The sequence below is a fragment of the Pseudomonas sp. KK4 genome, assembly GCF_001984065.1.
Classification (GTDB): Bacteria; Pseudomonadota; Gammaproteobacteria; order Pseudomonadales; family Pseudomonadaceae; genus Aquipseudomonas.
On record NZ_LYVP01000134.1, the window covers coordinates 1 to 13,187 of the forward strand.

Annotated in this window: 12 protein-coding genes; 7 read left to right on the top strand and 5 right to left on the bottom strand. The window is 62.3% G+C overall.

All coding sequences use genetic code 11. The features are described from left to right. Positions 1-332: 332 nt before the first annotated feature. The 4 genes from B0W55_RS25875 to B0W55_RS25890 form a co-directional block, all read right to left on the bottom strand. Entirely contained in the window at positions 333-1,520 is a 1,188-nt protein-coding gene (locus tag B0W55_RS25875; protein WP_077048757.1) for a PLP-dependent aspartate aminotransferase family protein, read from the bottom strand. Next, positions 1,517-2,893 (bottom strand): pyridoxal-phosphate dependent enzyme, encoded by a 1,377-nt coding sequence (locus tag B0W55_RS25880; RefSeq protein ID WP_077048758.1) that lies wholly within the window; start codon positions 2,891-2,893, stop codon positions 1,517-1,519. The genes B0W55_RS25875 and B0W55_RS25880 overlap by 4 nt, the downstream gene beginning before the upstream one ends. A 365-nt stretch (positions 2,894-3,258) precedes the next feature. After that, entirely contained in the window at positions 3,259-3,492 is a 234-nt protein-coding gene (locus B0W55_RS25885) for a hypothetical protein (protein ID WP_139340979.1), read from the bottom strand. A 220-nt stretch (positions 3,493-3,712) separates the two neighbouring features. Then, complete coding sequence (locus B0W55_RS25890) at positions 3,713-4,375, bottom strand: glutathione S-transferase family protein (protein ID WP_077048760.1); 663 nt, start codon at positions 4,373-4,375, stop codon at positions 3,713-3,715. 429 nt (positions 4,376-4,804) lie between these two features. Between B0W55_RS25890 and B0W55_RS25895 the strand changes: the two genes are divergently transcribed. Then, positions 4,805-6,121 (top strand): OprD family porin, encoded by a 1,317-nt coding sequence (locus B0W55_RS25895; protein WP_077048761.1) that lies wholly within the window; start codon positions 4,805-4,807, stop codon positions 6,119-6,121. Positions 6,122-6,349: 228 nt separating this feature from the next. Here B0W55_RS25895 and B0W55_RS25900 read toward each other — a convergent pair whose 3' ends face one another. Further along, on the bottom strand, positions 6,350-8,053 hold the full coding sequence (locus B0W55_RS25900; RefSeq protein ID WP_077048762.1) for a sigma-54-dependent Fis family transcriptional regulator: 1,704 nt from the start codon (positions 8,051-8,053) through the stop codon (positions 6,350-6,352). A 384-nt stretch (positions 8,054-8,437) separates the two neighbouring features. Between B0W55_RS25900 and B0W55_RS25905 the strand changes: the two genes are divergently transcribed. From B0W55_RS25905 to B0W55_RS25930, 6 genes are all read left to right on the top strand, one after another. Then, entirely contained in the window at positions 8,438-8,692 is a 255-nt protein-coding gene (locus B0W55_RS25905) for a phenol hydroxylase subunit (RefSeq protein WP_077048763.1), read from the top strand. A gap of 42 nt (positions 8,693-8,734) precedes the next feature. Further along, positions 8,735-9,730, top strand: coding sequence for an aromatic/alkene monooxygenase hydroxylase subunit beta (locus B0W55_RS25910; protein ID WP_077048764.1), 996 nt, complete (start codon positions 8,735-8,737; stop codon positions 9,728-9,730). Beyond that, positions 9,727-9,999 carry an MmoB/DmpM family protein gene (locus tag B0W55_RS25915; RefSeq protein ID WP_077048765.1) on the top strand — a complete coding sequence of 91 codons (273 nt, stop codon included), beginning with the start codon at positions 9,727-9,729 and terminating at the stop codon, positions 9,997-9,999. Before B0W55_RS25910 ends, B0W55_RS25915 begins: the two co-directional genes overlap by 4 nt. Positions 10,000-10,045: 46 nt before the next feature. Next, entirely contained in the window at positions 10,046-11,593 is a 1,548-nt protein-coding gene (locus B0W55_RS25920; RefSeq protein ID WP_077048766.1) for an aromatic/alkene/methane monooxygenase hydroxylase/oxygenase subunit alpha, read from the top strand. Between the two features lie 136 nt (positions 11,594-11,729). Continuing rightward, complete coding sequence (locus B0W55_RS25925; protein ID WP_077048767.1) at positions 11,730-12,089, top strand: phenol hydroxylase subunit P4; 360 nt, start codon at positions 11,730-11,732, stop codon at positions 12,087-12,089. A gap of 10 nt (positions 12,090-12,099) precedes the next feature. After that, positions 12,100-13,161: an NADH:ubiquinone reductase (Na(+)-transporting) subunit F gene (locus tag B0W55_RS25930; RefSeq protein ID WP_077048768.1), complete on the top strand. Its 1,062-nt coding sequence runs from the start codon at positions 12,100-12,102 to the stop codon at positions 13,159-13,161. The last annotated feature ends 26 nt before the right edge of the window (positions 13,162-13,187 follow it).

A 13,187-nucleotide genomic window follows, 5' to 3' on the forward strand; every position in this document is an offset into this window, starting at 1 on the left:
ATATCCTCTGTGCCTGACCCACCGCCATCGCGAGCAGGCTCGCTCCCACATTGGATCTTCAGTAAACAAAAATTGTGTATCCCCCCAATCAAACTGTGGGAGCTGGCCTGCCAGCGATGAGGCCGGTACAGCCGATATCCTCTGTGCCTGACCCACCGCCATCGCGAGCAGGCTCGCTCCCACAGTGCATCTTCAGTAAACAAAAATTATGTATCCCCCCTAATCAAACTGTGGGAGCGGGCTTGCTCGCGAAGGCGCCGGCACAGTCAACATCAATGCGACCGGGCTGACGCTATCGCTGGCAAGCGACGCTTCTGCGGGGTGGGTAGTGTTCAGGTGTAGGCTATCTGTGCCAGTGCCTGTGCCAGGTCCGCGCGCAAATCCTCCACATCCTCAACCCCCACCGACAACCTCACCAACGCATCACCAATGCCCAGCTGCGCGCGGGTGTCGGCGGGGATGGTGGCGTGGGTCATGATGGCCGGGTGTTCGATCAGGCTTTCCACGCCGCCCAGGCTCTCGGCCAGGGCGAAGATCTGCACGCTCTCCAGGAAGCGCTTGGAGCCGGCGAGGTCGGTGTTCAGGTCCAGGGAGATCATCCCGCCGAAGCCGCGCATCTGGGTGCGCGCCAATTCGTGCTGCGGATGCGATGCCAGGCCCGGGTAGTAGACCCGCGACACCTGCGGCTGTCGCTCAAGCCACTGCGCCAGATCCAGCGCGTTGCTGCAGTGGCGCTCCATGCGCAGCGCCAGGGTCTTCACCCCACGCAGGGTGAGGAAGGCGTCGAACGGCCCGGCGATGGCCCCCACCGCGTTCTGCAAAAAGCCCAGGCGCTCGGCCAGGGCGGCGTTCTGGCCGACCACGGCGATGCCGCCGATCACGTCGGAGTGGCCGTTCAGGTACTTGGTGGTCGAGTGCAGCACGATGTCGAAACCCAACTCCAGCGGACGCTGGGTGTACGGGCTGGCAAAGGTGTTATCGGCCACGCAGATGATGCCCCGGGCCCGGCAGATGCGGGCGATGGCGGCCAGATCGGACAGGCGCAGCAGCGGATTGCTCGGCGTCTCGACCATCACCATGCGCGTGTCGTCCTGCAACGCCGCTTCGAAGGCGGCCAGGTCCGTCAGGTCGACGAAGCTGAAACGATGCCCGGCGCTGCGCTGGCGCACCTTGTCGAACAGGCGGAAGGTGCCGCCGTACAGGTCATTGCCGGAGACGATGTGCGAACCGGCATCGAGCAGTTCCAGCACCGTGGAAATCGTCGCCAGCCCGGAGGCGAAGGCAAAGGCCTGGGTGCCTCCTTCCAGATCCGCCACGCAGCGCTCCAGGGCGAAGCGGGTCGGGTTGTGCGAGCGCCCGTAGTCGAAGCCCTTGTGCACCCCGGGGCTGTCTTGCAGATAGGTGGAGTTGGCATAGATCGGCGGCATCAACGCGCCGGTGGTCGGGTCCGGGATTTGCCCAGCGTGGATCACCCGGGTGGCAAAGCCCTGTGACGCGGCGTTTTTATCGTGCTGACTCATGCAAGGGTTCTCCGTAAATGATTGAGCATATCGACCCGGGTAATCAGGCCATGGAAGCCCGAGGCATCGGCGATGATCGCCACCAGCCCGCGGTCGAGCACTGATTGCAGCTGATCTCGGCTGGCGTCGGGCGCCAGGGTTTGCAGCTTGTCGGTCATCGCACTGGTGACGGTCATGCGAAAATGCGCCGCGCCATTCTGCACGTTCAGCAGAATGTCGGATTCATCGATCACCCCCACCAGTTGCTTGCCGTCCACCAGCACCGGCAGTTGCGACACATCCGCCAGGCGCATGCGCTGGAACGCGGTAAGCAGGGTGTCGTCCGGGCCGACGCTGATTACGCGGCCATCCTCGAAACGCCGCGCGATCAGGTCGCGCAAATCGCCATAGTGTTTGCTCGCCAGCAAGCCCTGATCGGACATCCACTGGTCGTTGTAGACCTTCGACAGGTACCGGGTGCCGGTGTCGCAGACGAAACTGACCACCCGTTTCGGTTCAGTCTGTTCACGACAATAGCGCAGCGCCGCCGCCAGCAGGGTGCCGGTCGACGAACCGCCGAGAATGCCCTCGGCGCGCAGCAACTGACGGGCGTGGTCGAAACTTTCTTCGTCGCTGATCGAGTAGGCGTGACGTACGCTGGACAGGTCGGCGATCGATGGAATGAAGTCTTCGCCGATGCCTTCCACGGCCCAGGACCCAGGGGTGGGGAGGGTGCCATCGCGGCTGTATTGCGCCATTACCGAACCGATCGGGTCGGCCAGGACCATGTCCAGGTTCGGTTGCACGCGTTTGAAAAAGCGGGTCAGGCCGGTCAGGGTGCCGGCCGAGCCGACGCCGACGACGATCGCGTCGACATCATGCTGGGTCTGCGCCCAGATCTCCGGCGCAGTGCTGCATTCGTGAGCCAGGGGGTTGGCCGGGTTGTTGAACTGGTCGGCGAAGAAGGCGTCGGGAATTTCCGCCGCCAGGCGCGCGGCGACGTCCTGGTAATAATCGTGATGGCCCTTGCCGACGTCGGAGCGGGTGATGTGCACCTCGGCGCCCATGGCCTTGAGGTGCAGGACCTTCTCGGTGGACATCTTGTCCGGCACCACCAGCACCACGCGGTAACCCTTGGCCCGGCCGACCAGGGCCAGGCCCAGCCCGGTATTACCGGCAGTGGCTTCGACGATGGTGCCGCCCGGTTTGAGGCGACCGTCGCGCTCGGCGGCATCGATCATCGCCAGGCCGATGCGGTCTTTGATCGAACCGCCGGGGTTCTGGGATTCGAGCTTGAGAAACAAGGTACAGGGACCCGTATCGAAACGGCTGACGCGAACCAGCGGCGTGTTGCCGATCAGTTCGAGCACGGCAGGGCGGGCGTCATTGGGCATGTCATCACCTCGCTGCAAAGATCCTGGGTGGATGGCCGTCGACCCGTTGTACGGGTCGCGGCATTACCTCGTCTGGACCATAGGCCCGGATCGCCAGACTCGCAACCGTCACCCCCGATATCGGGGAATTTCCCTGTGATCGGGCACGCTGCAGGAGCGAGCCTGCTCGCGAAAAACGTCCGGGTAACGCGAGTATCCAGATAGCCAGCGTTATCGTTGACGCCGGTCAGAAGATGGTGTGAACCGCCACAGAACCCTGTGGGAGCGGGCTTGCTCGCGAAGAGGCCGGCACATCCAGCATCTCTACTGACTCACACACCGCTTTCGCGAGCAAGCCCGCTCCCACCTTTGGACTGTGTGAACCATCAAAGGGTGGCGGTGATGATCACCAGGTTCACCTGCTGCATGAACTCGGTGATGGTCGTCAGCCCGCAGGCCTGCATGAGTGCCATGAGCGTGGCTTGGTAGGGAGTGAGGGCCAGGCCCGCCAGGGGCTGGATGTCGGGGAGGAGCCGTTCGGCCAGGCCGATGGCGGTCAGTGTGGCGGCGCTGACCAGCGCCGCAGCGGCGGCCACCACCACCGCGGTGATTACGATCACGATAGCTGCCAGCATAGCCAGAAAAACCGCCAGCGTTGATTGCCCCGCCATGCTCACCTCCGCAGTCAATGATGCCGCAGGGTGCCCCACATTCCCCCGGCAAAATCAGCCAAAGCAAGGGCCGGGCCAACGCTCATCCGGCGTCGAAAGTTTGTGCGCCCGTAGGCGAAGCTTGCTCGCGATGACGTCAGCACAGCCAACATCGATCCAACCCCGGCGCTCAGCGAAAACGCCCCGGTATGGCCTCGGCAAACGGATAATAGGCAAACCACGGCTTGGCCTCCTCTATGACCTGCCGTACCGACGGCCGCTGGCAAAGCCGCTCGAAGTAGGCACTCACCCGCGGGCAGTTCTCAGGAAACGCCACCAGCGTACTGGCATAGAACAACGCCGGCGCCGCGGCGCAATCGGCCAGGCTGAAATCCGGGCTGGCTACCCAGCTGTCTTCGACCAACTGCCGTTGCAGCATGTTGTAGGCCGTCAGCAGGGCGGCCCGTTGCTTGCTCAGGTCGCCATGACTGGCGAACAGGCGATCGGCGACGATCTGTTGCATCGGCCCCTGCACGTGCAGATCAAAAAAACGGTCCCACAGGCGAACCTGCAACGCCGTGTCCCAATGCTCCGGAATCAACCGCTGCTGACCTGCGTGAAAGTGGTCCAGGTACTCGATGATGACGCTCGATTCCGCCACGGTGCGCTGCCGGGCGTGATCGCGAATCACCGGGAATTTGATCAACGGCCACAGCGCTTCGAGTGCCGCCCGGTCGGTTTCGCTGGACAGGTCGATCAGGCGCTTTTCGTGTTCCATGTCCAGTTCGTAAAGGGCAATCAGCGCTTTGTGGCAGAACGATGAGAGCGGGTGGTAGTACAGAGTCAGGGACATCGTCGGGCTCCTCGGTACAGGGGTGACTACTGAGTATCGACCATGAAAACCCGTGGGGTGGATTTTCAGATACGACGTCAACCCATGCCCGTGCGCGACAAGCCTTATCCCTGCACGAAAACTACTTTCACCGCGTTTGATAATCGCGGCTCGAAATGTTTTAAGAGTTTCACGGTTTCCAACCGAGTGTGTATGCCGCGTTTGGCAATTCCAAACTGTGGGAGCGGGCTTGCTCGCGAAGGCGGTGTGTCAGACGTACTTTATTTCGACTGACACACCGCCTTCGCGAGCAAGCCCCCTCCCACAGGAAAGCAGGTACACCCCAAAACTATCGACACCCATGGCTACCCATCGGGCGCGGCCCCTTGCGCGCCGGATTTGATGACGCATGACCCCAATAACCATAAGAAATACCCAGGAGCCCCTGTAATGTTCAAACGAGCAATCCCCGCCATCCTCCTCGCCAGCGGCGCGATGGGCGCCCAGGCCGCCGACAGCCATGGCTTCCTGGAGGACAGCAAGGCCACGCTGTCGATGCGCACCCTGTACTTCAACAGCGACAACCGCGACGGCGCCGCCGACCCCTCGAAAACCGAAGAAAGCGCCCAGGGTTTCGTGTTGCGCTATGAGTCCGGTTTCACCCAGGGCACCGTCGGTTTCGGCCTGGATGCCCAGGCTTTGCTGGGCGTGACCCTGGACAGCGGCAAGGGACACCACCAGGGCAGCGGCATGATCCCTTCCGACGGCGACAGCGCGGCCGACACCTGGAGCAGCTTCGGCCCGACGGCGAAGATGCGCCTGGGCAAGACCGAATTGCGCTACGGCACGCTGATGCCGAAATTGCCGATCCTGCTGGCCAACGATGCCCGGGTGTTGCCGCAGTCGTTCACCGGCACTCAGGTCACTTCCAAGGATGTCGATGGCCTGACCCTGACCGGCGGTTTGCTGGAGCAGGCCGTTGGCCGTGCCTCGACGGATCGCACCGGGCTGTCGGTGCCCGGGGCCGTGCGCGACAGCAACAAGTTCTATTTCGCCGGTGGCGACTACGAAGTCACCAAGACCCTCAAGGCCCAGTACTACTTCGCGCAGCTGGAAGACTTCTACAACCAGAATTTCTTCGGCCTGACCCACTTGCTGGCGCTGGGCGGTGGCAGTTCGATCACCACCGACCTGCGCTACTTCCGCACCACCTCCAGCGGCGCCAACAGCTCGGCGGCGGGCCGGGCGCAGGGCTATCGGGCGTCGGGTTACACCGAAGACAACAACGGCGAAATCGACAACAGCACCTGGGCGGCGATGGTCACGTATGCCAACGGTGGCCACTCGGTCGCACTGGGCTATCAGCAGGTAGGGGACGGCAGCAACTTCGTCCAGCCCAACCAGGGCAGCCTGCCGGACAAGGGCGCCGGTGGCGGCAGCGTCTACCTGCCCACCGACCGCATGATCCAGAACTTCGCCCGCGCCGGCGAGAACACCGGTTTCGGGCAGTACACCTACGACTTCGCGGCGCTGGGTGTGCCGGGGTTGAAGGCGTCGATCGTGTATCTGAAGGGCACCGGGATCAAGGCGCAGAACAGCGGGGATCAATCGGAGTGGGAGCGTGACATGACCCTGGACTACGTGGTCCAGTCCGGCACGTTCAAGAACGTCGGATTCTCGTTGCGCAACGGCCAGTCCAATACCGAGGCGGGCCGGGATGTGAACCAGAGCCGGTTCATCATCAACTACGCGATTCCGTTGTTGTAACGCCATCGGGTGGAGCGACCGAAAACAACCTGTGGCGAGGGAGGGGGGCAATGCTCAAACACTGCCCTCTGTAGGAGCGAGCTCGCTCGCGAAAAACGCAGGTCCGCCGCGGGGCGTCTGGTTTCCCGCGTTATCGTTGACGTGCATCGCGAGCGAGCTCGCTCCTACAGGGGATCGTGGCGGCATTGAGCAATTGATCAATGCCTTCCACGCCGATTGCGCAAATGATCAACCCTTGGCCGGCGGTGTGTCCGCGGGGGATTTTTTCAGGCGATAGGCCAGGGCGGGGCGGGTCAGGCCCAGCAGGCGCGCCGCTTCCGAGACATTCTGGTGGCTGCGTTCCATGGCCGCGTGAATCAGCGCGTCCTCCACCGAGTCCAGGGCGATGCCGCTGTCGATGATCCTGTCCACCCAGTCCTGGCCAGGCGTCGGCGTCGAGCGGGTGAGCCGGCCGTCACTGGCCACGCCGATGCTGTCGGCCAGTTGCGGTGAATGGGGAAAGAGGGCGTCGACGGCGATGCTTTGGTTTTCGTCGGTGATGATCACCCCGCGTTCCATCAGGTTTTCCAGCTCGCGGATGTTACCGGGCCAGTCGTAATGCAGGCACACCTCCATGGCCCGGTCGGACAGGCCGAGGGTCTTTTTCCGATAGCTGGTATGGAGTTTGTCCAGGAAGTGTTCGATTAGCAGCGGGATGTCTTCCCGACGGTCGCGCAGGGCCGGAATCCGCACCGGGAACACGTTCAGGCGATAGAACAGGTCGGCACGAAAACGCCCCTGTTTGACGGCGTTTTCCAGGTCTTCATGGGTGGCGGTGATCACCCGTACGTCGACCTTGCGAGTCTGGGAATCACCCACCCGTTCCAGCTCCTGTTCCTGCAAGACCCGTAGCAGCGTGGCTTGTGCCCGCGGTGTCAATTCGACGATTTCATCGAGGAACAGCGTGCCGCCGTTGGCCCGCTCGAAACGGCCCATCCGGGACTGTTGGGCGCCGGTATAGGCGCCTTTTTCCACGCCGAACAGTTCGGCCTCGATCAGGTCCCCCGGAATGGCTGCGCAGTTGAGAGCGATGAACGGCCCGCCGGCGCGTTCACTGCGCAAGTGCAGGCTGCGGGCGATCACTTCCTTGCCCACGCCGGTTTCCCCCAGCAGCAACACCGAGGCCTTGCCCGGGGCCACCTTGTCGATCAGCGCGCAGGTGCGGCGATAGGCCGCCGACTGGCCGATGCCGTAGAACTTGCCGGCCTCGATCTGCAAGCGCTGGCGCATGTTGGCGACCTGCACCTGCAGGGCTTGCAGTTCATCGATGATCGGGTCGCTCTGGAAGTAGCGCATGATCTCTTCGGCGTCGTCCCACTGCTCGGCGGGCTTGCCGATGATCCGGCACTGGGTGTCGCCGCAACCCCGGCAACTGACCTCCTTGTAGATGATCTGCCGGCCGAGGAAAAACGAGCTGTAGCTGATGGCATACCCGAGCAGCATCCAGCACACCGGTTGCTCGGAATGCAGGTTTTCGGTCTGGCAGTTTTCCACTTCGAAGGAGTCCTGCCATTCGATGTCGGCGTAGAACTCGCCCTTCTCCAGATCGATGTCGATCTTCTGCGGACGCACGTTGACCATGCCTTTGAGCGAGTGCAACTGGGGACCTGTGAAGAACATTTCGACGTCGCTGCCGTGGGGGCGCAGTTTGCGCGCCAGTTCAGCGTCCTTGAGCCCGGACTGATAACCCAGGCGCAGGAAAAAACCTTTGGCGCGCTCGACGCCGAGCATCTCGATCAGCTCGCGGCGGAACGACGCCATCATCGACACCTGGATCAGCAGCATGCGCTGTTCGTCCAGCCAGATCTTGCCTTCGCAACCGAGAAAGCGCACTTGGTCGCTCAGGTCCTTGAGCGGTGGCGGCTGTTGCGAAGCCTTGTACGTGGTGATCATTCACTGCGCCCCTTGGTTGTAGTTATTGGGGGTGGGCGACGCGTTCCGCTCAGGCCATGGCGGTTTTTTTACGCATCGTGGGGACCGGTTTCGTTGACGCCGGGCAGGCCGGTTTTCCTTTTTCTAAGCGGCCTGAAAGCGAGCGAAAAGTCAATCGCCACGTGATTGGTCATTTGCTCGAAAGGGCCGGGGTCGATTGAGCAAATGATCAAATTGCCTGGATCAGCGCACGCCTGTCTGCTCTAGGTCGAACCTCAATTTATACCCTGATGCTCATCATAAGTAATTGTATTTAAAAGAATAAAAATTTAGTTCAAGGCCGATTCACGGCGCTGGCACCCTTGTTGCTCCGTACCCCTTACAAGAACAAGGGAGTACCCGAACATGAGCCCGACCGCCAGCCCATTCGATCAGATGCCGCGCTACATCCGCGTACGCAGCGGACCTGATGACACCTTCGTCGAATTCGATTTCGCCATCGGCTTTCCCGACCTGTTCGTCGAACTGGTGCTGCCGCGCCAGGCGTTCGTGCAGTTCTGCGAAAACAACCAGGTGCAGCACATGGACGCGCAGATGTGCGAGGCCCTGGACGCCGATGCGCGCAAGTGGCGCTACGGCGAAACCCGCGACGCCGACTGAGCCGCGCAGCCCAACAGAACAATAACCACAGGAGTCCACTCCATGAGTGTCGAGATCAAGACGGCCACCGTCGAGACGATCCGCAATACCTTCAGCCACACCCGTCGCCGGTTTGGCGACAAGGTTGCCAGCCGTTATCAGGAAGCCAGTTTCGACCTGGAATCGGCGACCAATTTCCATTACCGGCCGCTGTGGCAGCCGGACAAACTGCTCAACGACGCCACTCGCACCGCCGTGGTCATGGCCGACTGGTACGCCGTCAGCGACCCGCGCCAGTACTACTACGGCGCCTACGTCCAGGCCCGGGCGAAGATGCAGGAAAACGCCGAGCACGATTACGCCTTCTGCGAGAAGCGCGACATGCTCGCCGGCCTGTCTGCCGCCAACGTCCAACTGATCAGCAAGCTGCTGTTGCCCCTGCGCCATGCCGAAATGGGCGCCAACATGAACAACAGCAACATTGCCGCCGATGGCTTCGGCACCAGCGTCACCCAGATGCACATGTTCCAGGCCATGGACCGTCTGGGCATTGCCCAGTACCTGTCGCGCATCGGCCTGATGCTCGACGACGGCGACGTGTTGCTGCTGGCCCAGGCCAAGCAGCAATGGCTCAACGACGCGGCGTGGCAAGGCATGCGCCGCTACGTCGAAGACACGCTGGTAGTGCGTGACTGGTTCGAATTGACCGTGGCGCAAAACCTGGTCAGCGATGGCCTGGTGTACCCGCTGCTGTTCCACAAGCTCGACGAACAATTGTCGGCCAACGGCGCCGGCCAGGTCGGCATGCTCACCGAATTCATGCGCCTGTGGTTCGCCGAGAGCCAGCGCTGGGTCGACGCGCTGATCAAGACCGTGGTCAAGGAAAGCCCGGCCAACAAGGCCCTGGTCCAGGGCTGGGTCGATCACTGGAGCCAGCGTTCGGTGGAGGCGCTGCGCCCGTTGGCCGGGTTCGGCCTTCAAGCGTCGGCGCTGGATGCGGTGTGCAGCGAATTCGCGGCACGTCTGAAGAAGCTGGACCTGACCGGAGCGCAAGCATGACTTCCCTCGTCTACATGAACCTGCAGGACACCGACTACGCCCGCTCGATCGTCGACGCGATCGTGCAGGACAACCCCCATGCCGAGATCCAGCACCAGCCGTCGATGATCCGCATCGAGGCGCCGGGCCGCCTGGACATCCGCCGCGAGACCGTGGAGCAGCTCACCGGCAGCCCCTGGGACATCCAGGAAATGTTGATGTACGTGATCACCCTGGGCGGCAACGTCGAGGAAGAAGACGACAGTTTTTCCCTGCACTGGAACAGCTGAACAACCGCCAGGGTTTGATCCATAACAAGAATTCGGGAGTGCCATCATGGCCGTGAAAAAACGCCTCAATGCCAAAGAAAAGTATCGCTGCATGACCCGTGACCTGGACTGGGAGCCGAGCTACCAGACCCACGAGGACATCTATCCCCACGAACGCTTCGAGGGCATCAAGATCACCGATTGGGACAAGTGGGAAGACCCGTTCCGCCTGACCATGGACACCTACTGGAAATACCAGGCCGAGAAAGAGAAGAAGCTCTACGCGATCTTCGATGCCTTCTCGCAGAACAACGGCCACACCACGCTGTCCGACGCCCGCTACGTCAACGCGCTGAAGCTGTTTCTGTCCGGCGTCACGCCGCTTGAGTACCAGGCCTATCAAGGCTTTGCCCGGGTAGGGCGGCAATTCAGCGGCGCCGGTGCGCGCATCGCCTGTCAGATGCAGGCCATCGACGAACTGCGCCACGTGCAGACCCAGATCCACGCCATGAGTCACTACAACAAGCACTTCAACGGCCTGCACGATTTCGCTCACATGCACGACCGGGTGTGGTTCCTGTCGGTGCCCAAGTCGTTCTTCGAAGATGCGCGCACGGCGGGTCCGTTCGAGTTCCTCACGGCCATCTCGTTTTCCTTCGAGTACGTGCTGACCAACCTGCTGTTCGTGCCGTTCATGTCCGGCGCGGCGTTCAACGGTGACATGGCCACGGTGACCTTCGGTTTCTCGGCGCAATCGGACGAAGCGCGGCACATGACCCTGGGCCTGGAAGTGATCAAGTTCCTGCTGGAACAGCACGAAGACAACGTGCCGATCATCCAGCGCTGGATCGACAAGTGGTTCTGGCGCGGCTACCGCCTGCTGACCCTGGTCGGGATGATGATGGACTACATGCTGCCCAACAAAGTGATGTCCTGGTCCGAAGCCTGGGGCGTGTATTTCGAAGAGGCGGGCGGGGCGTTGTTCAAGGACCTGGAGCGCTACGGCATCCGTCCGCCCAAGCACGTCGAAGAGGCCAACATCGGCAAGGATCACGTCAGCCACCAGGCCTGGTCGATCTTCTATCAGTACAGCCAGGCGACCAACTTCCACACCTGGATGCCCACCGACGAAGAACTGGACTGGCTGTCGTCCAAGTACCCGGACACCTTCGACAAGATCTACCGCCCACGCTTCGAACACTGGCGTGCGCTGCAGGAGAAGGGCGAGCGCTTTTACAACCCGACCTTGCCGATGCTGTGCCAGATCTGCCAGATCCCGCTGTCGTTCGGCGAACCGGATGACCCGACCACCCTCAGCCATCGCAGTGCCGAGCACGAAGGCGAGCGTTATCACTTCTGCTCCCAGGGCTGCTGCGACATCTTCGAGTACGAGCCGACCAAGTACATCCAGGCCTGGCTGCCGGTGCACCAGATCCTGCAGGGCAACTGCGGTGGCGGCGACGTCGAGTCGGTGGTGCGCGACTACTACAACATCAACCCCGGCCAGGACAACTTCGAGTACCTGGGCTCCACCGAGCACCGGCGCTGGCAGGACTGGCATCCGAATGACCGCAACAGCGCGCCGGCCGACCCAGACCTGCAGAAGGCCAGCTGACACAACCGAAATCCAATGTGGGAGCGGGCTTGCTCGCGAAGGCGGTGGGTCTGCCAAGCAAATGTCGAATGTGAAATTGCATTCGCGAGCAAGCCCGCTCCCACCTTTTCCACTGACAAGAATAAGGAAAACGATCATGCCCGTGACTGCCATCGGCGCCTACAGCGCCCAACCCCTGGACCGCCAGGAAAACTTCCATGGCCTGCAACTGGTGTACCTGTGCTGGGAAAAACACCTGATGTTCTGCGCCCCGTTCACGTTCCCGTTGCCACCGGCCATGCCCTTCGGCGACTTCATCGAACAGGTGGTCAAGCCTTCGATCACCCAACACCCGGACGCGGCGAAGGTCGATTTCAGCCAGGCGCGGTGGCGCCTCAACGACCATCCCTTCACCCCCGACAACGCAGCGAGCCTGATCGCCAACGGCATCGACCACAAAAGCCTGCTGCACCTCGACACCCCCGGCTTGAACGGCATTGCCGGCAGCTTCAACTGAGGACAGGGTCATGAGCTACCAAGTAACCATCGAACCCACGGGCGAGCAGATCGAAGTGCAAGAGGGCCAGACCATCCTCCAGGCCGCGTTGCGCCAGGGTGTCTGGTTGCCGTTTGCCTGCGGCCATGGCACCTGCGCCACCTGCAAGGTCCAGGTGCTGGAAGGCGAAGCGGACCTGGGCGCGGCGTCGTCCTTCGCGCTGATGGACATGGAGCGCGATGAAGGCAAGGTCCTGGCCTGCTGCGCGATCCCCCAGAGCGACATGGTGATCGAGGCCGACATCGATGCCGACCCCGACTTCCTCGGGCATCCGGTCGAAGACTACCGCGCGGTGGTCAGTGCCCTGGTGGACCTGTCGCCGACGATCAAGGGCGTGCACCTCAAGCTCGATCGGCCGATGGCTTTCCAGGCGGGGCAATACATCAACCTGCAGTTGCCCGGCATCGAAGGCACGCGGGCGTTTTCGCTGGCCAATCCACCGAGCCGTGCTGATGAAATCGAACTGCATGTACGGCGGGTCGAGGGCGGGCTGGCCACCGGCATGATTCACGATGAGTTGAAGGTGGGCGACGCCGTGGAGCTGTCGGGTCCGTATGGGCAGTTTTTTGTTCGCGGGTCCCAGAGTGGCGACCTGATTTTCATCGCCGGCGGCTCGGGCCTGTCGAGTCCGCAGTCGATGATTCTCGACCTGCTGGAGGCCGGCGATTCTCGGCAGATCGTGCTGTTCCAGGGCGCGCGCAACCGCGCCGAACTGTACAACCGCGAACTGTTCGAGGGCCTGGCCCGGGATCACGCCAACTTCACTTATGTACCGGCGCTGAGCCAGGCGGTCGAGGACCCGGAGTGGACCGGGTTCAAGGGCTACGTGCATGACGCCGCGAAGCAGCATTTCGACGGCCGCTTCAGCAGTCGCAAGGCCTACCTGTGCGGACCGCCGGTGATGATCGACTCGGCCATCACCTGCCTGATGCAGGGACGGCTGTTCGAGCGCGACATCTTCATGGAGCGCTTCTACAGTGCCGCCGACGCAGGCGAGTCGACCCAGCGTTCGGCGCTGTTCAAAAGAATCTAGGACCACCACTGACCCCATGTGGGAGC